Source organism: Caballeronia mineralivorans PML1(12) (assembly GCF_001028175.1).
In the GTDB taxonomy this organism is placed as follows: Bacteria; Pseudomonadota; Gammaproteobacteria; order Burkholderiales; family Burkholderiaceae; genus Caballeronia; species Caballeronia mineralivorans.
In genome coordinates, this window is the sequence record NZ_AEJF01000125.1 from 1 (window position 1) to 20,277 (window position 20,277).

Below are 20,277 nucleotides of genomic sequence, written 5' to 3' on the forward strand. Positions count from 1 at the left end.
GGCGACGCCGTTGCGCGGGCCGCCGCGTCCGGGGTCCTCGGGCCGGAGCAGGTCGTGTTCCTCCACGACCTGCTCGATCTGCCCCAGGCTGGCGAATGGCACACGCTCTACGATGCCATGGACAATGCCGTGCGCAACCGCGGCAAGCGTGCGGTCGTCGAGACGCTCGCGGCGGATGCGTGCGGGAACGGGCCAACCATGATCATTGTGGAAGACCTGCATTGGGCGGATCCACAGGTAATGGGCTACCTGTCCGCCTTCGCCACGGCGGTTGCCCGCGGTCCTGGACTGCTCGTGATGACTTCCCGCGTCGACAGCGATCCGCTCGATGCCGCGTGGCGGGCAAGCTGCCGCGGCACGCCCTTCACGACCATCGATCTCGGTCCGCTGCGAAGCGACGAAGCAATGACCCTTGCCGGCACCTTCGTCGACGCGACACAGCGCATTGCTCTGGCGTGTATAGCCCGGGCAGGCGGCAATCCCCTGTTTCTCGAGCAACTCTTGCGCAATGCCGAGGAAGGAAGCGGCGAATCGGTCCCCGCCACCATCCAGAGCCTGGTTCTCGCACGCATGGACCGCCTCGCGCCGCTCGATCGTCAGGCGTTCCAGGCCGCCGCCGTGATCGGCCAGCGCTTCGGCCTGGCGCTGCTGCGGCACCTCATCGACCAGCCGGATTACGTTTGCGACGGACTCGTCGCCAATGCACTCGTGCTCCCGGAAGGCGAAGATTTTCTCTTCGCGCATGCGTTGATCCAGGAAGGTGCGTACTCGACTTCGTTGCGCGCACGCCGGCGAGAACTGCATCGGCGGGCAGCAGGATGGTTTGCGCCGAACGACCCTGTGCTGTGCGCCCAGCATCTGGATCGCGCCGAAGACGAGCAGGCACCGCGCGCCTACCTCGACGCGGCAACGGTTCAGCGTGCAGCCTACTTTACCGACGCAGCGCTGCGCCTCGTTCAACGCGGCCTCGACATTGCGCACAACAACGAGGATCGTCATGCGTTGATGTGCCTGAAGGGAGAATTGCAGCGCGACCTCGGCGACATTGTGGAATCCATCGCAACGTACCGGGCGGCCGTGGCAGCCGCGCCGGATGAAACGAGCCTTTGCCAGTCGCAACTCGGGCTCGCGGAAGGCCTGCGGGTCAACGAGGGGCTTGCCGAAGCGCTCGCGCTACTGGATGAGGCGCGACAGACGGCTGAACGCCACGACATGGTGCCCGAGCTTGCGCGCCTGCATCACCTGCGCGGCAACATCCTGTTTCCGCTTGGCAAGATTGAAGAGTGCCGCAGCGGGCACGAACAGGGGCTGGTCTACGCGCGCCGTTCGGGACTGCCCGAAGCGGAGGCGCGTGCGCTCGGGGGACTCGCCGACGCCGCCTATGCGCAAGGACGGATGCGCTCGGCCTTCGAGTACTTCAGCCGCTGCGTCGCGTTGAGCCGCGAACACGGCTTCGGCCGCATCGAGGTCGCCAATCGTTCGATGGTGGGGTTCAGCCGCATCTATCTCAACGAGGCGCGGCAGGCACGCGAAGACGGGCTCGCCGCGGCGCGCGCAGCCGGGCTGGTCGGTCAGCCACGTGCGGAGATGCTGAGTGAGACGATAGGCGTCTTCGCCAGTTACGAACTGGGTGACGCCAAAGCAACACGGGCCCATCTCGACCGTGAGATGCGCCTGATCCGTCAACTGGGTGCGCGGCGCTTCGAGGCACAGAACCTGGAGATGCGGGCACGCCTGCTGATCGACGATGGCCACCGGCGCGAAGCCGCCGTCCTGCTGCGCGAAGCGCTGGCGATCTGCCGCGAGGTGGGTACTCAGTTCAGCGCGCCCAAGGCGCTGGGCGCGCTGAGCCGCGCGGTCGAAGACAACGTCGAGCGCGTACAGGTGCTGACCGACGGCGCCAGTTTGTTGAGCCGTGGAGCGGTCGGTCATAACCACCTCTGGTTTTATCGCGACGCGATCGAAGCGATGCTGTCAGCCGGCGATGCAGCAGGAGCACTGAGCTACGTCGCAGCACTTGATAGCTACACTCGCGCAGAGCCGCTGCCATGGGCCGACCTGTTTGCAGCCCGCGGGCGAGCGCTTGCCGCCGCATTGCAAGGCCGTCCTGACGAAGCCTTGCGGTGTAGCCTCGAATGCGTGCGCGATGCCCTGGCAGATGCCGGTTTTCGTAGCTTCCTGCCGGCTGTGGTCGAAGCACTGGCCGCGTAAGCGAGAGGCCTGCGGGTCAGTCCCGGGCTGTATTCTGCGAATTCCGATGTATCGGCGATGCTATACAAGCCTGCAACGCAGTAATGGCAACGGCCGCCAAAGTGAGCGTTTCCTCGCAGGCGGCCACGTTGCTGAAGATGCCGCATCCGCCACCCTTATTCACTTTCGATACCGCCGCGCGTGCCGTGTCGAGTGCTGCCTCCGGCGAACCATTGTCTTTGATAAAAGCAGACATATTAAAAACGCTGCCTGCCCGCGACTCGACCAGTTGCGGACAGGGCTCATCAGAGCGCGCGTCGACGGCGAACAACGTGGCGGACAGGAAGGCAGCAGGCCAGACAAGGCTATGCACGGTATTAAGCAGGACTTTCATTGGCTGCACCTCTAAAAGGCGTCAGGTTCAACGATTGGCGGATCATGCTCGCAAACACTTGCAGGTCGAGACCTCTTGACCTTGAGGTCGTAAACTACATGTTCAAAATTACTATCGATAGAAAGTGAGCTGCGATCGATTTGAATTGCATGACCCAACGGGTGCGACGTACTCAGCCGCAAAAATGGGTGTCAACGGCGTAGCGGCGAAGCCAGGCGCCAGGCGATGTATTTGCGACATCGCTAGGTGAAGAAAGCGAAGCCTGATATTTATAAGAGAGAAAAATCTTAATCAAGCATTCTCTGTCATGAGAAAAATATTAAGTATGCCCCCAAGATAAATCCTTAACCCTTTGTAGGATTTCCCTTACTTCAAGGTGGGACTATCCTTATAAAATCCGTATATATCTTATAGATTTAGAATTCCTAATGCATTGGATATATTTGATAGTCTAAGATAGCCGCAAAATGAAGGCTGGCTTCCCGGTCCGGATTGTTTGCACCAATCGGTCGGGTGGAAACTCTCCTTCGTCCGGAAACGTCCACGGTATTCGCGAACTTCACAACACGCATTAGAGCACTGGGCGAAAGCCTTTAGCGTGTTGGAGCGTCGACATGAGGTGAGTACTGAGCCCGCGCGTGCGCCTAATCGTAATCACCCGCAACGCGTCGCGAGGGCTATCAGGCTCCCGTTGGTGCCGTGCTGTCGTATTCCTGAAGCACTAATAGAGCTGTCAATCTCGCGGTAGCTCCAAAGTCATGTCAAGAGAAAGAGATGAATACACGTATCTTGTTTGTTGGGGACGATCCGGCCGCCTTCGGGATGCTAAGTGACTTTCTCGAAAATCGTGGCATGGCCGTATATGTGCTTGACGGCGGCCGCTCATTGATCCGGTACATGAAGCGAGACATGCCGTCGCTGATTGTGTTGCGTGACGGCTCGCCCAGCGTTCAAGCCACTGCCGTCCTGCAAACCTTGCACAATGAGGGACACGATACCCCGGTTATCGTGATCGGCCATCCAAACGATGCAGTCGATGCAATTATCTGCCTGGAACTCGGCGCTGAAGACTACTTGAGAATGCCCTGCGATCCGCATGAGTTGTTCGCGCGTATCCAGAACGTGTTGCGGCGCAGGCTACAAAATGGACAATCGTTCTTACCAGGGCTCGGGAAATGTCAGTTGGGAAGCATCGCTCTCGACTTCCAGGCGCAAGCGGTTACGCGTGCCGGCCATCCGGTCATGCTGCATCCGAGCCTATTCCCACTATTACGCCTGTTCGTGGAACATCCACTGACGGTGCTCTCCCGGCGCGCCATAGTCGCCAAGCTGCGAGACACCCCGGCGGGTTATAGCGAGCGTTCGCTCGACGTACTCGTCTGGCGGCTCAGACAGGTGTTGGAGCCCGATCCTTCGCTTCCCCGGTTCATCCAGACCATTCGCGGGCGGGGCTATGTCTTCAGTCCATCGGGTACTGGCTCACATCCGGCCGATTTCGACGAGCCGGATGCCACGCTGCAAGCGCAGCCGGCGTCGCTACGAACGGACCCGCATCCGCAGGCAATACCCCTCTGAGCGCATGCGCAGACCGGTTCGCACGGTCCTATGAAAAGGATAGGATCGATCTCCCTTCTTCTGCTCCAATGACCGGCCCAATCGAAACAGTCCGGTCATCGGATTACCTCTTCATTCATGAATGCCCGCGATGCGTTGCGGGCACATCACTAACAACGATCAGAACTTGTGGCGAATACCGACAGTGACGACAGCTTGCGAATTCTTGCCCGAATCCGTATCCGTCGATCCGACCACGGCGTCTGCCGCACCAAGCCCGTTGGAGCCGCTAGCACGCGTGTAGCCGGCGAAGGCGTAGAAGTCGGTACGCTTGCTAATGAAATAGTCCGCCGCAATAGCGAATTGATTGTAAGTGGCCGAGGAATCACCGCTTGACTTCATGTAGACGTAACCAATTTCCGCGCTAAGCGGTGAAGACACTTGCCAGACAGCGTAGGCAGAACCGACTTTGTATTTTTCAGCGGTCGAGAATGCAGAACTTGCATCCGGCTTATAGTCCGAGTAGCTGCCGTAAGCGCCAACCGTCACTGGGCCGATCTGGTAGTTGCCACCGATGCGAGCAATGTTGATCGACTTCGCCGATTCGTAGTGAAGATTGACGTTGGAGTTGAATAACGAATCCGACGTAGACGTGGACGAACTGGTTCCCCGTGACGCCGCAGTGCCATTGTCAATGTGCAGGTAGCCCGCCGCGAGAGCAAGCGGACCGCTGTTATAAGCCAATGCGCCGGCGTAACTTGTGCCATTGCTCGTCGAGCCCGCGACCCCGCCTGGCGCGTACATTGCCTCAGCCGTCACGCCACCCCAGCTCGGGCTCGCCCACTTGATTGCGTTGTTGAAACGAGCGCTGTTGTCGGCGTTATCCACGTCGCCCGGCGAGGTAAAAACGCCGCCAAGATAGTTGTCACCCTGCACCGGCTGGACCAGATCGACCACCGGGTCGTATTGACGACCTAACGTAACGGTACCCCAGCTGGTGCCCGACAATCCGACGAACGCCTGGCGCCCGAATTCACGGCCGCCTTGACCCAGTTTTCCGGTCGTCGAGTTAAAGCCGTTTTCCAACTGGAAAATTGTCTTGAGACCACCGCCCAGGTCTTCCGCGCCCTTGAGGCCCCAGCGTGAACCCGATTCGTTACCGGAAGTCATCGCGAACTGGGAGGCGGATCCACCGCTGTTATGGGTGTACGTAAAGCCCGTATCGATGATCCCGTACAGAGTCACAGAATTTTGTGCATGGGCCTGGATACTGGCAAAGGCGATAGCGAGAGTAGCCACCGAGAGAGCGATCTTTTTTGTCATGGGTACATGTCTTGGTTCGTTGATGGGATCAAGCGAAGCAGACAATAAAACGTCTTCTGGAAATCAAAAATGAATTTTCAGTGTTTGTCGCTAAAGCGATACGCTACGCACTCCACCTAATTAAATTTGGTCGCCATACCTTACCGATTGTTCTTGCGTAAGAGTTGATAAGTTATTCTATGTATATAAAAAATTAGCTTAGCTTCCTTATAGCAAACGTTCTCGCAACGCGTTCCGACGAGGTCGATGGCGTCAATTCAAGCGATGCGGGCATGGAAATTCCAAAAGCCATATTCCAGGTCCAGAAAAGCAGGAATATGCCGTAAGACCCTCTGTTAACATTTCATTTTCTGTTCGGATATATTTCCCCTCAGCTCTGTGCCAGGTGAAAGTTGTTGCCAAACATTTTCATTCCGTGTGAGTCAGAGGCAGCATCCTCGGGTGCTGCCTCGCCCGCCTTCTTCTATTTTTATTCAAGATTCCTAAGGGTGCATCGCAGCTCGATGGTCGCGCCAAGGCCGCGTGGTTGAATGCAGCCCTTGGGCGTTTGCCGCCAAATAAAATGCTTACTTTGGCTAAATCGCGTGAACGTAGCTTTCAAGCCCCTCGGCCAGCGCCGCAAACGCGACCCTGCAGCTCGGGTTGTCGCGCAGGTCCTCATGCATGGCTAGCCATGTATCGAGCCGAAGCGAAATCTTCTTAGGAAAAAGGCGGATCAGGTCAGGGTTGCGACGAGCAAGGCCGACCTGACACATGCCAATACCGAACCCCGCCCTTAAAATCGCGAGCGAAGCCAGGTCGCTGTCGGTGCGTAACGACATCAGCTCCCGGCGCAGCTCCGGTAGCTGCGTCTTCATGCTGCGAATAAAAGCGGTCTCCTTGTCGAAGCCTATGAGCGCATGGTTAGCCAGTTCATCGATATTCGCCGGCTTGCCGCGACGGTCCAGGTAACGCTTGTGCGCATAAAGGCCAAGCTCGACGTCGCCGATCCGGCGCGCGATCAGCACGCCCTGACTCGGTCGCTGCATCCGTACGGCAATATCCGCTTCGCGCTGCAACAGGTCTTCAATCCGGTTGGACGACATCAGTTCGATAACCAGTTCCGGGTAAGCGGCATGCAGCCCGGTGATGATAGGCGGCAACACTTCCACGCTGATGACATCGCTTGCCGTGATGCGGATGGTGCCGCGCACCTCCACTCCCTGGCTCGATGCGGCACGCAATAGTGCAGCACTATTCGATTCCAGCGCTTCGGCAAAAGGCCACAGCGCCAACGCTTTCTGCGTGGGACTAAGACCCTGTTGGGTGCGGATAAAAAGCACGTAACCCAGCGCTTGTTCAAGCGCATCCACATGGCGCCCCACGGTAGGCTGCGTCAGCCCGAGCGCACGCGCCGCGCCGGAGAGCGAACCCTCGCGCAACACGCCCAGGAAAGTACGGTAGAAATCCCAGCTCGGTTCGGTCTCGGTCATACAAAAATGTATATCAGCTCCATTGGCATCGATAATTTCATTTAACCGCCGCCTGCGCAAGAATAATCGTCATCTACAGCAGGGAGGCAAAGATGACGCAGGCTATTGCATCGGTTCTGGGGGCTACCGGCAGCATCGGCGGCGAAGTCGCGCGGCAACTTGCTACTCGAGGCTGGAAAGTGCGCGCGTTGCATCGCAATGCCGCCGCCTTGAAAGAACGCGACGATCGCTTCGAATGGCTCAAGGGCGACGCGATGATTCGTGAGGACGTCATCGCGGCTGCGGACGGCACGCAGCTCATTGTTCACGCGGTCAACCCGCCCGGGTATCGCAACTGGGCCGGGCTCGTGTTACCCATGATCGACAACACGATCGCTGCGGCGCGCGCCTCGGGCGCGAGGATTGTGCTGCCCGGCACGGTTTATAACTATGGCCCAAACGCGTTTCCAGTGCTGCGCGAATCGTCGTCTCAGGAACCACTCACGCATAAGGGTGCGATCCGCGTCGAGCTGGAACGCCGCCTGCAAGCGGCAAGCTCGGAGGGCGTACGCAGTCTTATTGTGCGGGCAGGCGATTTTTTCGGACCCGGCAGTAACGGCAATAGCTGGTTCTCGGGAGGTCTCGTCAAACCGGGCAAACCCGTTCGCGCCATGTTCTACCCGGGCAAGGTTGGCATCGGACATCAGTGGGCCTATGTGCCGGATGTGGCGCAAACCATGGTGCGTCTGATCGAACAGGAACATCGGCTGCCCGTCTTCGCGACCTACCATATGCTGGGCCACTGGGATGCCGACGGCACCCGGATGATCGGTGCAATCAAACGGTGCGTCGATCGGCCCAACCTCAAGGTGCGTGCGTTTCCCTGGTGGGTGCTGCCCGTGATGTCGCCATTCTCGGAGATGTTCCGCGAGATGCGGGAGATGCGTTATCTGTGGAAGGAGCCTATACGCATGGAGAATTCGTCGCTGTTGGAAGCGCTGGGAGAGGAACCGCACACGCCTTGGGACAAAGCGGTCAGGACCACGCTGACTTCGCTGCATTGCGCGTAAAGTTCTGCCTCGTCACAGCCCGTACAACGCGACCGCATTGAAAAGTCGCGGCAGATCGCTTCGTTGTCGCCGGTTTGCAGGAAGCGCACGCGCATTGCATCAATGGGCGTGCGCATCTTCGTCAGCCCATCCGCGCAAGCGCCATCTGCGTGACGATATCGAACGCCTTCTGCGTCGCACCCGCGTCCGCGCGACCCTTGCCGTGGATATCGAACGCCGTGCCGTGTGCGGGTGTTGCTATGGGCACCGGCAAGCCGCCGTGCACCGTGACGCCGCGCCAGAAACCCATCAGCTTCATCGCGATCTGGCCTTGGTCGTGGTACATCGTGACCACACCGTCGAACGCTTTCTGGTCACGAGCACGCACGAAGATGGTATCGGCCGGGAACGGGCCTTGAGCGTCATAACCGAGCTTGCGCGCTTCGTCGACAGCCGGTGCGATCACGTCGATCTCCTCGCGCCCGAACGCCCCGTTGTCGCCGTTATGCGGATTGAAGCCGCACACCGCGATGCGTGGGTTCGGGTTGCCCGCGCGCATGAGCCCGTCGTGAATCAGCCGCACCGCGCCAATAATCCGCTCGGCCGAGAGCTTCGCACTCACGTCCTTCAACGCCATGTGAGAGGTCACGCGCGAGGTCCACAGTTCGTCGAGCACGTTGAACTCGCAGAACGCGCCGGTGTAACCGAGCTGTCCCGCGAACCATTCCATCTCGTCGCCAGTCTCCATGCCCGCCATGTGCAGCGAGGTCTTGTTGACCGGCGCGAACAGCATGCCTTGCGTGCGGTTTGCCTTCGTCAAAGCAAGCGCCTGCTTGAATGCTTCGAGACTATAGCGACCGCTGTGCTCGGTGGAAATTGCGCGTTCATAGGGAGCGTCATCGGGCAGACGAAAGTCGATGAGCGACGGGGTGCCGCTGCCCGTTGCCGCGTTTTGCTCGTTGTCGACGACGGTGTACTCGAAGCGCTGTCCCGCAATCTCCATGCCGGTCTCAAGCTCACGCCGGTCACCAATGATGAGCAGGTCGGCCCGCGCCCGGTTCTCGGGTTTCGCGAGCAAACGCGCGATCAGTTCGGGGCCGATTCCGGCAGGGTCGCCCAGCAATACTGCAATACGAGGTGTCATGCGATTCACCGTATGTTTAATGTGTGCGGCGCAGATCGATAGCGATCGAGCCGATGATATAGACCAGCGCACAGGCGGTAAACACGTCACTCGATGATGTTGAAGTCGTCCAGATACTTGTCGCTCAGGGTGATGCCGAGTCCCGGGGTTTCGTCGGAGAGTTGCAGGAAACCGTTCTCCGGTTGCGGCTCGCCTTCGAAGATGTAGTAGAACAACTCGTTGCCCACTTCAACATCGAATACCGGAAAAAATTCCGACATCGGGCTCGCGGTGCTCGACATGGTCAGGTGATAGTTATGCATCTGGCCCGCGTGCGGGATCACCGGCACCGACCACGCTTCCGCCATTGCGTTGATCTTGCGAGCGGCGGTGATGCCACCTACGCGGTTGGTGTCGTACTGGATCACATCCACCGCGCGTCGTTCGAGCAGGTCCTTGAAACCATAGCTCGTGAATTCGTGTTCCCCGCCCGACACAGGAATGATGTTCATTTTCTTCAGTTCCTGATAACCCTCGATGTCGTCGCCGATCACAGGCTCCTCGATCCAGCGCGGATTGAATTCGGCCAGACGCGGCAACATGCGGCGTGCGTATTCGAGCGTCCAGCCCATGTAGCATTCGACCATGATGTCGATGTCGTCACCGGCCAGTTCACGCAGCAGCCGTACTTGTTCCAGGTTCTTCGCCATGCCCTTCGGTCCGTCCTTCGGACCGTAGCCGAAGCGCATTTTCATCGCGGTGAAACCCTGGTCGAGATAACCTTGTGCTTCGGCCAGGAACACGTCGCGGTCGTCGTTGTTATAAAGCTTCGACGCATAGCACCAGATCTTTTCCTTCGTGCGGCCGCCCAGCAGCTTGAACACCGGCTTCTTCACCGCCTTGCCCATGATGTCCCACAAAGCGATGTCCACTGCCGAGATCGCGGCCATGCCAATCCCTTTACGGCCCCATGCGTGCGTACGCCGGTACATCTTCTGCCAGATATATTCGTTGTCGAACGGATCTTCGCCAATCGCGATAGGTGCAAGGTATTCGTCGACGATCTGCTTGGCAATGCGCGGCGCAAGCGCACAGTTGCCGATGCCGATGGTGCCGTCGTCGCACTCCACTTCCACCACGAGCCAGCCGTGAAAGCGGAACGACCCCATCGCGTCGCCGCGCTCGTAGAGAATGTCCACGGCGTTGGTGCAGAAATGCGCCTGCGGCGGTACGACCTTGCCTTTCCATTCAAAGACACGCGTGCGGATATGCTTGATTTTCATGCTCTGACTCTCCTCGAAGAAGTTAATGGCTCGGCCGTTGTTCGCCAAGCGCTGCTGTGGAATCGATATCGATAGAACCGGCCGACTGCGTCGAAGCGGACTTGAAGGCAAGCAGCAAGGCAGCGCCGATCAGCCCGACCACCGCCAGCGACAACATCCCCGCCTCCGGCGAGCCGACCACACGCTCAGCCAGTCCCTTCAGGTTCGGCGCAACAAAGCCGCCCAGGTTGCCAATCGAATTGATGAGCGCGATGCCGCCCGCCGCGGCCGCGCCGCCGAGGTAGCCTGTCGGCAGGGTCCAGAACAGCGGCTGCACCGAGACGAATCCGACGGCGGCAACGCAGAACGCAATGACGGCCAGCGTGAGCGATGCGGTCATCGCCGAGGCCGCGATACCCAGCGCCGCAAGCGTGAGCATGGCGGCGGCAAAGGTCCGATGATGTCCCACGCGGTCGGCAATACGAGTGATGACGAAGGTCCCGGCTATGGCCGCAATCCAGGGAATGGCCGTGATCAATCCGACCTTCGTACCCACGTGTCCGCCGGTCAGTCCTGCGATGCGTGTAGGCAAATAGAAGACCACGCCGTAGACGCTGATCTGCACCGTGAAGTAGATGAAACTGCAAAAGAGCACACGCGGATCGCGCAAGGCGGCGAGCACCGAGGACGGTCCATGCGCGAGCTTGAGTGCGTCCTCGTTGCGCAGCGCGGAACTCAACGCATGGCGTTGCGAGTCGTTAAGCCAGCGAGCATCGGCGGGACGATCGGTCAGGTAGAAATACGCGATGACACCGACTACCGAAGCCACCAGTCCTTCGACCACGAACAGCCACTGCCACGGATGCAGCCCGAACGGGTTCGACGCATCGAGCAACAACCCCGATACCGGACTGCCGAGCAGCAGCGCAAGTGGAAAACCAAAGTAGAACGCGCCCATGGTTTGCGAACGCGTTTTCGCTGGAAACCAGCTTGAAAGAAACAGAATGATGCCGGGGAAGAAGCCCGCCTCCGCGATCCCGAGCAGGACACGCAGCGCGTAGAAGCTCGTGGCGTCGTGAACGAGCGCCGTGCATGCCGAGACAATGCCCCACGTGACCATGATGCGGCTCATCCAGACACGCGCACCGAACCGGTACATCAGGAGGTTGCTGGGCACTTCGAAGATCGCATAACCGACGAAAAAGACACCCGCGCCGAACGCGAATGCAACATCGCTCAGGCCGGTGTCGGCCTGCAGGACGCTTTTCGCAAAGCCTACGTTGGCACGGTCGATGAAGGCCAGTACGTACATCAGCACCAGGAACGGCAGCAGCCGCGAGCGTGCCTTGCCGATAGCGCTGTCGAGCGCCGTATCGCGTGTCGCGATCATTGATTCGTCTCCTGAGTTTTGTAGCACGCGGCTCGTTCAATCGAGGGTTTTTGTGCGTGTCGTTGGATACCCGTAGTGTGCGAAACTACGCGATAACTGACTACTGAATTAATCGCATCGCTCTATTCCCTGGAGTTATCGCTCGCATGATCGCGCCCGCCTCGACCATCCGCAAACGCTTGCGCCTGCGCCACCTGCAACTCATGGTGGCGCTGTCGGAAACCGAATCGCTCAGGCGCGCCGCCGACGAACTCGCTATGACACAACCCGCGGCGACCAAGGCGCTGCAGGAACTGGAAGACACTGTCGGCGTGTCGCTCTTCGTGCGGCACGCGCGCGGCATGGAGCCGACCATCTTCGGCGAAGCCGTGATGCGTTATGCGCGCGTGGTATTCGAAGACCTCGACGAACTGCGCGAGGAACTGGCGGCAATCGAGGCCGGGGATATTGGCAAGGTGCGCATTGGGGCTGTGATGGCCCCTGCGCCGGAACTGCTGACGCAGGCCATTGTGTCGTTGAAAGCGGCGCACCCGCGCCTGCAGATTTCCGTGCAGATCGATACCAGCGACGTGCTTGTGCAAGCCTTGCAGCAAGACCAGCTCGACATCGTGATCGGGCGGATTCCGGACGGGTTTCCGGCGCTGGATCTGAGTTTCGAAACCTTGTCGGAAGAGGCCCTGTCGATTGTCGCGCGGCCGGAGCATCCGGCTACGAACGCTACAGTGCGGCCGAAGCTTGCGGAGTTGGCGCAGTATCCGTGGATCGTGCAGCCGCATCCAAGCCCGATGCGCCAGATCATCGACCAGACCTTTCGCGAATCACGCGTCGCACCGCCTGTCAGCACGGTCGAGACCTCGTCGATCCTCACCACGCTCTCGCTGTTGCGCGACTCGGACATGCTTGCGGTGTTGCCGAGTTCGGTGGCGCAGTACTACGTCGCGCTGAAGACCATGACCTCGCTGCCGACGCCATTGCGCGGACGGCTCGCACCCTATGGGCTGATCCTTAGAAAGAATCGCCGGATCAGGCCCGCGACTCAACTCGTGATCGATGCTATTCGCGGTGCTTGAGCTACCTCAGGCGATCAGCAAGTGTCATCTCGTGCGCGACGGTTTCATCGTCGTGATCGACGCCCGTATGGAGCGCGATATCCGGGCGCATGAAGAACGTCGTCACTATGCCTATGGCGAGCAGCCCGATTGAGCCCGCAAACGGTAGCGTCCAGCTTCCCGTGTGATCCACCACGAATCCGAACACGATCGGCGAAAAGATACCCGCCACCGCGGACCCCGCATTCACCAGACCGCTCGCAATCCCCACGTGCTTCGGCGTAATGTCCATCGGCACTGCCCAGATGGGTCCGATGGTCATCTCGAGGAAGAAGAACGACAGGCTCATGGACGCGGCCATGACCGGCAGCGACTTCACGAACAACACCGGCGCGAGGAACACGAGCGCCCCGAGAAACGCGCCGATGATGACATTGCGCCGCGCACTGACCACGTTGCCCGTGCGCTTCAATATCTGGTCGCTCAGCACACCGCCGGCCGTATTGCCGACCACGCCGGAGAGGAACACGCCGGCCGAAAAAAGAGCAGAGCTTTTCAGATCGAGACCACGGCCATGCATGAAGAACGTCGGCAACCACGTGAAGAATAACCAGCCGGTCCAGCCGTAGCAGAAGTACACCATCATCGTCGGACCGATGCGCTTGAGCAGCAGCCGCCACGGAATCGGCGCCCGGGTCTTCTCGACCACGACCTTGCCTTCGGGCGGCAAACCCAGCGCTTCATCGGCCGTCATGTGTCGATGTTTGCGCGGGTTATCGGTGAAATACCACGCATAGACGCACACCCAGATGGCAGTCAGCACACCGACCAGGACGAACGACGCACGCCATGATGCGAACGCCACCAGCAGCGCGATCAGCGGTGGTGTCAGCGCATTGCCGAGACGCGAGAAGGAGTGCGTGAGGCCCTGCACGAAACCGCGCTTCTCGGCCGGGAACCAGTTCGTCAACGCGCGCGCCTGCGCAGGCAACGCCGCGCCCTCACCAACGCCCAGCAACATCCGCGCGCAGAACAGCGTGACGACACCGCCCGCGAAACCGGTCGCCACCGTGGCGACGATCCAGATGGACGCACAGACGATCAGCGTGGTCTTTGCACCAAAGCGATCGCTTAGCCAGCCGCCGATCACCTGGCAGATCGCGTAGGTGTAGGCAAAGGCCGCGAAGACGACGCCGACGTCGGTATTGGTGAGATGCAGGTCGTCGCGAATCACGCCGGCAGCCGCCGAGAGATTCACACGATCCAGGTACATGATGAACGACATCGCGCACATGATCGCGAGTATCGATCGGCTGACTTTGGGTCGATGGAACATTGTCTCCTCCAGTATTGCGCCTTCAGGCACTTTTTATGTGAGGCACTCCCGCTTCGCCTACCTCCCGAAACGGTTGGAGACAGAGTCTGTGCAATCCAGCGATACCCGTCTAGTGAAAATAGTTGATGTGGCGATTCCTTTTACTTATACGTCGACGATGGCTTGCGAGCGCGACGTGCGCTAAAGCGCATTTAGTTCGCTTAATATGCCGTTTTAAATTGCGTTCCCTAATTACATTCCCTTAGGCGCGCTTACGGTGTCCTTGAAAAACACTAAGTCATTTTTTGAATGCTTTAAATAATTTTAATAGCCAGAGGTTAACGGCCGCATTTTAAAAAACTTTAGGACTTTTTCATATTCAATTTCTTCGCTAAAAAAGAATAGCGCACTTGCCACGCCTGGCAACGGGCACAAGGGAAAACACCGTTATTTTTGCCACCGGTCACAGATTAGTAACATTAAATCCACACTATTCGAGTCTCTTAAAGAACCCTGTATTTCACTAGAACAAGCTGATCTTAGTCGGGGCTCGATACGCCAGTGTAGCCCGTGGAGTTTCTCAAATGACTATTCGTCATCGCATTACGTTATTGGTCATCCTGATGTTCATCGCTTTATCGGCGATAGGCGGTTATGCCGTCTACCAGACCCGGCATAGCGCGTCCGAGGTCAAGCAGGTCACGGAAGGCGTGGTGCCCAGCGCACTGGCTTCCGCTGACCTGGTGTCCCAGGTCAAGGACGTGCAGCTCGCCACCATGACGCTCGTTTATTCGCCGGACGGCAACGTGGTCGCCCAGGCGCAGGACGCGCTGAAAGCGAAGAAAGCGTCCTTGCAACAGGCCCTGGCTTTGCAAGCACGAGATGCGCACAGCCACGCTCAGGTGGGGCTGGTGGCTCAAGCCAACGACAGCCTCGAGAACTACTTCTCGGCCATCAACGACACGGCGAAGATGAAAGCGGCGGGCAAGAACGAGCTCGCGCAGGCTTTTCTGTTCGCGAACGTTGCTCAGTATCGCGACGAACTGGAAGGCATTGTCGAAACACTTCGCATTGAGAAGAACCGCGAGAAGGACGAGGCGATCGCGACGCTCAACCGTACGCTTGCGACGACCACCACCGCTATCGCAATCGTCACCGGAATCGCCGTCGTGCTCCTGACCTTTATCGGCGCGCTGCTCTACCGCCAGATCACGCGTCCGCTAAGCCGCATGCAGGCCATGATGAGCGAGATCGCATCCAGTCAGGACTTTACGCGCCGCGTGCCCGTCGGGCGGATGGACGAGATCGGCCACTCCATCGTGGCGTTCAATGGGATGATCGAAAAGATCCAGGAAAACTCGGCCTTGCTCAAGCAGAAGACCGCGGACATCCAGGCCATGCTGCAAAACATGCAGCAGGGCATCCTGACGGTCGTGTCGGGAGCCGTCGTTCATGCCGAGTACTCGGCGCATCTCGAAGCGATCTTCGAGACTAAAGACATTGCCGGCCGCGGTCTCATGGACCTGGTGTTCTCGGATACCGATCTTGGTTCCGACGTCCTGTCGCAAATAGACGCGGCAAGCCATGCCTGTCTCGGAGAGGACAGCATCAACTTCGAGTTCAATCAGCATCTGCTGGTGCGTGAAACCGCGAAGCGCATGCCGGACGGCCGGATCAAGATCCTCGACCTGAGCTGGTCCGCCATCACCGACGAGACCGACACCATCGTGCGCCTGATGCTCTGCGTGCGCGACGTGACCGAGCTGCGCGCGCTGGCCGCGGAGACCAGCGAGCAAAAACGCAGGCTGGAAATGATTGGCGAAATCCTCGCGATCAACCAGCAGAAGTTCCACCATTTCATCGAGAGTTCATCAAGCTTCATCAGCGAGAACGAACGGATCATTCGCGAGCATCCCCAAGCGAACAGCGACGCTATTGCCGAGCTGTTCCGCAACATGCATACGATCAAGGGCAACGCGCGCACCTATAGCCTCCAGTACCTGACGGACATCGTCCACGAGACGGAGCAGAGCTACGATGAACTGCGCCAGCCCGACGCGCAGCGGCCCTGGGATCAGGAAGGGTTGGCGCAAGAACTGGCACGCGTGCGTGAAGTGGTCGAGAGTTACGCCGAGATCAACGAGGTCAGCCTGGGCCGCAAGGGACCGGGTAACAGCGGCAGCGCGGAGCGGTACCTGACGATCGACATCGAGCATATCCAGGAAAGCCTGCGTGAGCTGGAAGCCATGAATGTAGGCAACCCCGACGACCTGATCGCGATGCGCGATGCAGTGCATCAGACCTTGCGTCTGCTCGGAACCGAAAGCATTGGCCAGGCGCTCTCCGGCGTGCTTGACTCGTTGCCTTCGCTTGCCAGGGAACTCGGTAAGGACGCGCCCGTCGTGCGTATTCATGACAACAACACCCGGCTGCGCAGTCAGGCCAGCGGCGCACTGAAAAACATCTTCATGCATCTGCTGCGTAATTCCATGGACCATGGCATCGAAATGCCTGAGGTGCGCACAGCCCAAGGCAAGACATCGGGCGGCACGATCGATATCGAAGCTGGCCTGGACGACGAAGCGCTGCGCATCACGCTGAGAGACGACGGCCGCGGCCTGGCTTTAGGCAGGATTCGCAACATCGCCATTGAACGGGGCTGGATCGGCCGCGACGACAAGACCAGTGACGAAGAAATCGCCGAGCTCATCTTCCGTCCGGGATTCTCGACCGCGGAGAAGGTCACGGAAGTGTCGGGCCGTGGTGTAGGCATGGACGCCGTGCGCGACTTCCTCAAGCGTGAGAACGGCAGCATCAGATTGCGCTTCACAGACGACGATCAGGGCGCGGAGTTCCGCCGGTTCGAGACCGTTGTGTGCCTGCCGGACAGCCTGGCCGTGGATGGTAGCGGCGCGCGAGCACAACGCGAGGCCGACGAAATCTCAGCCTGACGCGAATGCTGGATACGAGAAGTGGCTCGCAACCCTTGGGCGCATCGATTGAAACACGGAAGGATTGATTGTGATTGAACAGTATCTGTTGGCGGCACTGGCGGGCGGCGTGGTGACCACTATCCTCGCCCTGCCCTTGCACAAGTTGAATAGCGCAAGAGCAATCGCTCGGCTGCGATCAGAAACGGACGCCCGGATCACAACGCTATCGCAAAACAATGCGCAGCAGAGCGCCTCGATCGATCAGGGTGAGCAAACGAATCGGGAGCTGGAAGCCTCGCTCGCCCAATTGCGTGAGGACCTCGCCAAGCAGTTGAAGATGGCCGGCGAGGACCGTGCAGCGCTGGCGGCAGCCCTTGAGGACAGGGAACAGTTGCTCGATCAGGCGAAGCGGATTGCAGGCGAAGCGTCGCGCCTCAAGAGCCTCGCCGCTACGTTCGAGCGGTGGCACGAACAGATGATCTCGCTGATGACGCAGAACCAGGACATGCATGCGAAGAATCATGAGCTGTCGTCCATCGTCAAGCATGTGGTGATCGTCTCGCTCAACGCATCGATCGAGGCTGCGCGGGCAGGAACCGCCGGACGTGGATTTGCAGTGGTGGCAAGCGAAGTGCGGGCGCTGGCAGCGCGCTCGGAAGAACTGTCGCGCAGTTACCGGGACAGTTTGCACCGCAATGACCTGACAACGACGGCTACGTTCCAGGACATCCAGGCGGGCGGGAAGATGATCACCGCATCGCTTAGCAGCGTCGAGGTGCTTGCCGATCAATTTCAAGCAAGGCTTCATTAGGCATCGAAATGATCAGCAGCAACGCACAAGCCAGTATCGAAGGCATCCTCCTCCGGGCGGCGCGATCGAGACTTCCCCGGCAACCGGACGACGCGTGCGGCATCGTCCCGCTGGCGCAAGGCTATGACAGCGCGCGGCCCGAAGCTAACGTCATCATCCTGACCATATCGTCCATCCTGTTCCGGCTGCTGCTGGTTTTCCATTTCGACGACGACGCAAGCACACGCGAATATTTCGTCAAGGAGGCCAGCGAAGTGTCCCTCCAGGACGCGCTCCTCGAAATCTGCAATCTGTGCTGCGGAGCCGTGAATCAGGACCTGCTCCGGTACTTTCCGGATCTGGGGATGTCGACGCCGTACGTGCTCAGTGCCCGCTGCCTGTCTCACCTTGAACAGTTGAAACCGGACTATCTCTCGTCATACGCAATCACCATCAATGAGTCGGTCCAGCTTGCCGCAACGGTCTGCGTGTGCGCGCATGCTCCCATCGACTTCGTTGCCGACATGACGGCCGTTGAAGAAAGCAGCGGCGAGCTCGAGTTGTTCTAATTTGGCGCAAACATCATGATGACAAGCGATATGAACCAGAACAGGCCGGTCAGCAAAGTGCTGGTCCTCGACGATAGCCCAGCCCACGCGGACGCGATCAAGCGCTTCTGCGACGAACACAATCTCGTCGGCCTGAAGGTACGCAAGAACCGCTTGCTGTCGGTGCTGCGATCGAATATCGATCTGGGCGCGATCCTCTTTTCCGAAAGCTACGGCGGCTCTCTGGAAGAGAGCGCCGAGATAGCGCTCAAGATCAGCACCGTGCGTCCCGAACTGCCGATCATCATTCGCCGCGAATCGAGTCCCACGCTCGATGGTCTGCCGGAAGGCATGCGCCGGGTCCTGTGCGCCGCTTACCTTGCCGGCGACATGGCGCCGTTGCGCCGGGTCATCGACGAATATATCTTCAGCCTGGAGTATCCGAACGCGCTGGTACGCGGCATATTGGAAATCACCGAGTCGATCCTGAGCAGCCTCTTCAAGGACGTGAGCATCACGTGGGACACGCCCTGCATCGTGCGGGATCGCATCATCTTCGGCGAGGTGTTCAGCCTGATTCCGCTGGAGAGCGCGTGGTGCCGCGGTTACATGATGATGCAGGCCGAAGAGCAGCCCATCCTCGAACTGCTCGACAGGCACGAGATGTGTGACGCTCCCGCGGATTTCCGCGACCTGAACAGTCTGCTCGGCGAGATCACCAACCTGATCTGGGGTTCGTTCAAGAACCGCTACCTTGGCGACGCGGACGCGCTTGCGCGCAATCAGGTGCAAGTGCCTCTGCTGGTCAACCACAAGCAGAAGTACATCTCGTTCGGCACCGCGAACCCGCAGTTGTGTTTCGTCTACCACCTGACCAACGAACAGTCGGGCCACACGGTAAAACTTCATCAACGCTTCATCTTCAACCTGAGCTGGTCACCCGAGGACTTCAGTGAAGTCACGCAGGATATCGGCGCGGTGGTTGAAGCAGGCGAACTGGATCTGTTCTGATTCTTTAGGGGAAAAATCATGTCGAAAATTCTTGTAGTCGATGACTCCAGCACGGTGCGCGACGAAGTCGCCGGTTTCTTGAGAAAAAACGGGCTGGACGTGGAGACCGCTGTCGATGGGAAAGACGGCCTCGCGAAGATGAAGTCGAGCCCGGGAATCAAACTCGTAATCAGCGACGTCAACATGCCCAACATGGACGGCTTGACGATGGTCGAGAAAATTCGCGGCGAACTCGTGAACACCACGGTCAACATCATCATGCTGACCACGGAAAGCAGCCCGGCCATGAAAGAGCGAGGCAAGGCCGCCGGCGTCAAGGGCTGGATCGTCAAGCCGTTCAAAGGCGACGCCGTGCTGGAGACGTTCAGGAAGCTGGCAAGCTAACGCGAGTTTCAAAAGCGAGTTTCAAAACTCCGCGTCAAGCTCGTCGATCTCCTCGACCTCCTGCTGCGCGTCCGCGATCCACTGCTGCATCTCAGGCAGTGCGAGAATGCGCTGCGAATACGCCACGATCTCCGGTTCGAGCTTGACGTCATACGTGACAAAACGCGTGACGACCGGGGCGAACATCGCATCGGCTGCGCTTAGCGTGCCGAACAGATAGGGGCCGTCATATTGCCTGAGGCACTCGAGCCAGATTGTCGTGATTCGCTCGATGTCCGTCTGCGCACGCGCCCAGATCGGGAAATTCGGGAAGTGCGCTTTGATATTCATCGGCAACGCAGAGCGTAGCGAAGCAAAGCCCGAATGCATTTCTCCGCAAATAGAACGGCAATGCGCGCGCATGCGCCGATCGGCTGGCATCAACCCCGCTTTCGGGCGCACCTCGTTCAGATACTCCGCGATCGCGAGCGTGTCCCATACCTTGATGCCGTCGTGGACCAGACAGGGGACT

General features: G+C 59.2%; 17 protein-coding genes. 9 read left to right on the plus strand and 8 right to left on the minus strand.

The window, feature by feature from the left end; all coding sequences use genetic code 11:
• On the plus strand, positions 1-2,211 hold a 2,211-nt coding region (locus EOS_RS20110), incomplete at its 5' end, for a tetratricopeptide repeat protein (RefSeq protein WP_047848451.1).
• Between the two features lie 16 nt (positions 2,212-2,227).
• On the opposite strand, the gene EOS_RS20115 is transcribed toward EOS_RS20110, so the two are convergent.
• Positions 2,228-2,584 carry a hypothetical protein gene (locus EOS_RS20115; RefSeq protein ID WP_047848452.1) on the minus strand — a complete coding sequence of 119 codons (357 nt, stop codon included), beginning with the start codon at positions 2,582-2,584 and terminating at the stop codon, positions 2,228-2,230.
• A 774-nt stretch (positions 2,585-3,358) separates the two neighbouring features.
• Here EOS_RS20115 and EOS_RS20120 point away from each other — a divergent pair.
• On the plus strand, positions 3,359-4,159 hold the full coding sequence (locus EOS_RS20120; RefSeq protein WP_075645373.1) for a winged helix-turn-helix domain-containing protein: 801 nt from the start codon (positions 3,359-3,361) through the stop codon (positions 4,157-4,159).
• A 159-nt stretch (positions 4,160-4,318) separates the two neighbouring features.
• On the opposite strand, the gene EOS_RS20125 is transcribed toward EOS_RS20120, so the two are convergent.
• Positions 4,319-5,461 (minus strand): porin, encoded by a 1,143-nt coding sequence (locus tag EOS_RS20125; protein ID WP_047848453.1) that lies wholly within the window; start codon positions 5,459-5,461, stop codon positions 4,319-4,321.
• 575 nt (positions 5,462-6,036) lie between these two features.
• Positions 6,037-6,933, minus strand: a complete 897-nt coding sequence (locus EOS_RS20130; RefSeq protein ID WP_047848454.1) for a LysR family transcriptional regulator — start codon at positions 6,931-6,933, stop codon at positions 6,037-6,039.
• 92 nt (positions 6,934-7,025) lie between these two features.
• Here EOS_RS20130 and EOS_RS20135 point away from each other — a divergent pair, with 92 nt between their 5' ends.
• Positions 7,026-7,982: an SDR family oxidoreductase gene (locus tag EOS_RS20135; protein WP_047848455.1), complete on the plus strand. Its 957-nt coding sequence runs from the start codon at positions 7,026-7,028 to the stop codon at positions 7,980-7,982.
• A 121-nt stretch (positions 7,983-8,103) separates the two neighbouring features.
• On the opposite strand, the gene EOS_RS20140 is transcribed toward EOS_RS20135, so the two are convergent.
• The 3 genes from EOS_RS20140 to EOS_RS20150 form a co-directional block, all read right to left on the minus strand.
• Positions 8,104-9,105 (minus strand): 4-hydroxythreonine-4-phosphate dehydrogenase PdxA, encoded by a 1,002-nt coding sequence (locus EOS_RS20140; RefSeq protein ID WP_047848456.1) that lies wholly within the window; start codon positions 9,103-9,105, stop codon positions 8,104-8,106.
• Between the two features lie 86 nt (positions 9,106-9,191).
• Entirely contained in the window at positions 9,192-10,367 is a 1,176-nt protein-coding gene (locus EOS_RS20145) for an L-rhamnonate dehydratase (protein ID WP_047848457.1), read from the minus strand.
• Between the two features lie 22 nt (positions 10,368-10,389).
• On the minus strand, positions 10,390-11,736 hold the full coding sequence (locus EOS_RS20150) for an MFS transporter (protein WP_047848458.1): 1,347 nt from the start codon (positions 11,734-11,736) through the stop codon (positions 10,390-10,392).
• A gap of 146 nt (positions 11,737-11,882) precedes the next feature.
• Here EOS_RS20150 and EOS_RS20155 point away from each other — a divergent pair, with 146 nt between their 5' ends.
• A complete protein-coding gene (locus tag EOS_RS20155) occupies positions 11,883-12,806 on the plus strand; it encodes a LysR family transcriptional regulator (protein WP_047848459.1) in 924 nt (307 codons plus the stop codon).
• Between the two features lies 1 nt (position 12,807).
• Here EOS_RS20155 and EOS_RS20160 read toward each other — a convergent pair whose 3' ends face one another.
• Complete coding sequence (locus EOS_RS20160) at positions 12,808-14,121, minus strand: MFS transporter (protein WP_047848460.1); 1,314 nt, start codon at positions 14,119-14,121, stop codon at positions 12,808-12,810.
• A gap of 563 nt (positions 14,122-14,684) precedes the next feature.
• Between EOS_RS20160 and EOS_RS20165 the strand changes: the two genes are divergently transcribed.
• The 5 genes from EOS_RS20165 to EOS_RS20185 all read left to right on the plus strand — a co-directional run bounded on the left by EOS_RS20165 (position 14,685) and on the right by EOS_RS20185 (position 19,766).
• Complete coding sequence (locus EOS_RS20165) at positions 14,685-17,051, plus strand: ATP-binding protein (RefSeq protein ID WP_047848461.1); 2,367 nt, start codon at positions 14,685-14,687, stop codon at positions 17,049-17,051.
• Between the two features lie 70 nt (positions 17,052-17,121).
• A complete protein-coding gene (locus EOS_RS20170) occupies positions 17,122-17,844 on the plus strand; it encodes a methyl-accepting chemotaxis protein (protein WP_047848466.1) in 723 nt (240 codons plus the stop codon).
• 8 nt (positions 17,845-17,852) lie between these two features.
• Entirely contained in the window at positions 17,853-18,392 is a 540-nt protein-coding gene (locus tag EOS_RS20175) for a hypothetical protein (protein ID WP_047848462.1), read from the plus strand.
• Positions 18,393-18,422: 30 nt separating this feature from the next.
• Entirely contained in the window at positions 18,423-19,382 is a 960-nt protein-coding gene (locus EOS_RS20180; protein WP_047848467.1) for a chemotaxis protein CheX, read from the plus strand.
• An 18-nt stretch (positions 19,383-19,400) separates the two neighbouring features.
• Positions 19,401-19,766 carry a response regulator gene (locus EOS_RS20185; protein WP_047848463.1) on the plus strand — a complete coding sequence of 122 codons (366 nt, stop codon included), beginning with the start codon at positions 19,401-19,403 and terminating at the stop codon, positions 19,764-19,766.
• A gap of 21 nt (positions 19,767-19,787) precedes the next feature.
• Here EOS_RS20185 and EOS_RS20190 read toward each other — a convergent pair.
• Positions 19,788-20,277, minus strand: a 490-nt coding sequence (locus EOS_RS20190; RefSeq protein WP_047848464.1) for a glutathione S-transferase, incomplete at its 5' end; no start/stop codon positions are given.

What these genes read in the sequence shown, in the direction of transcription:
- EOS_RS20115 (WP_047848452.1), bottom strand. Translation starts at nt 2,584, where the DNA reads ATGAAAGTCCTGCTTAATACCGTGCATAGCCTTGTCTGGCCTGCTGCC.
- EOS_RS20120 (WP_075645373.1), top strand. Translation starts at nt 3,359, where the DNA reads ATGAATACACGTATCTTGTTTGTTGGGGACGATCCGGCCGCCTTCGGG.
- EOS_RS20125 (WP_047848453.1), bottom strand. Translation starts at nt 5,461, where the DNA reads ATGACAAAAAAGATCGCTCTCTCGGTGGCTACTCTCGCTATCGCCTTT.
- EOS_RS20130 (WP_047848454.1), bottom strand. Translation starts at nt 6,933, where the DNA reads ATGACCGAGACCGAACCGAGCTGGGATTTCTACCGTACTTTCCTGGGC.
- EOS_RS20135 (WP_047848455.1), top strand. Translation starts at nt 7,026, where the DNA reads ATGACGCAGGCTATTGCATCGGTTCTGGGGGCTACCGGCAGCATCGGC.
- EOS_RS20140 (WP_047848456.1), bottom strand. Translation starts at nt 9,105, where the DNA reads ATGACACCTCGTATTGCAGTATTGCTGGGCGACCCTGCCGGAATCGGC.
- EOS_RS20145 (WP_047848457.1), bottom strand. Translation starts at nt 10,367, where the DNA reads ATGAAAATCAAGCATATCCGCACGCGTGTCTTTGAATGGAAAGGCAAG.
- EOS_RS20150 (WP_047848458.1), bottom strand. Translation starts at nt 11,736, where the DNA reads ATGATCGCGACACGCGATACGGCGCTCGACAGCGCTATCGGCAAGGCA.
- EOS_RS20155 (WP_047848459.1), top strand. Translation starts at nt 11,883, where the DNA reads ATGATCGCGCCCGCCTCGACCATCCGCAAACGCTTGCGCCTGCGCCAC.
- EOS_RS20160 (WP_047848460.1), bottom strand. Translation starts at nt 14,121, where the DNA reads ATGTTCCATCGACCCAAAGTCAGCCGATCGATACTCGCGATCATGTGC.
- EOS_RS20165 (WP_047848461.1), top strand. Translation starts at nt 14,685, where the DNA reads ATGACTATTCGTCATCGCATTACGTTATTGGTCATCCTGATGTTCATC.
- EOS_RS20175 (WP_047848462.1), top strand. Translation starts at nt 17,853, where the DNA reads ATGATCAGCAGCAACGCACAAGCCAGTATCGAAGGCATCCTCCTCCGG.
- EOS_RS20180 (WP_047848467.1), top strand. Translation starts at nt 18,423, where the DNA reads ATGAACCAGAACAGGCCGGTCAGCAAAGTGCTGGTCCTCGACGATAGC.
- EOS_RS20185 (WP_047848463.1), top strand. Translation starts at nt 19,401, where the DNA reads ATGTCGAAAATTCTTGTAGTCGATGACTCCAGCACGGTGCGCGACGAA.